At 60.5% G+C, this 428-nt stretch carries 1 protein-coding gene; it reads right to left on the reverse strand.

What is annotated here, in order from left to right; all coding sequences use genetic code 11:
• On the reverse strand, positions 1 to 428 hold a 428-nt coding region (locus AC1DLB_RS32205; protein ID WP_477786561.1), incomplete at both ends, for an NAD(P)H-dependent flavin oxidoreductase.

The raw sequence follows: 428 nt of genomic DNA on the forward strand, positions 1-428 counted from the left end.
CTGAACCGCCGATGCGCCCAGCATGAAAGCCGCTGCGACGCCACGCGCATCGCTAATCCCGCCCGCCGCAATGACTGGCACTTTCACCGCATCAACGACCTGCGGCACCAGCGCGAAAGTACCCACCTGGCTGCTCAAGTCATCACTGAGGAACATGCCCCGGTGGCCGCCAGCCTCGTAACCCATCGCAATGATCGCATCGCAGCCATGCTGCTCCAGCCAGATGGCTTCTTCGACCGTAGTCACTGAGGAGAGAACTTTCGCCCCGGTGGCTTTTACCCGATCCAGCAGCGATTTTTCCGGCAGGCCGAAGTGAAAACTCACTACTTCGGGACAAAACTCTTCGATCACTTCGCAGGCCGCGTTATCGAAAGGCGCGCGATTGGACACCGGCGTCGGTGCGTCGAAGTCGACGCCCAATTCCCGGT

This window comes from Pseudomonas sp. 05N434 (assembly GCF_056396965.1).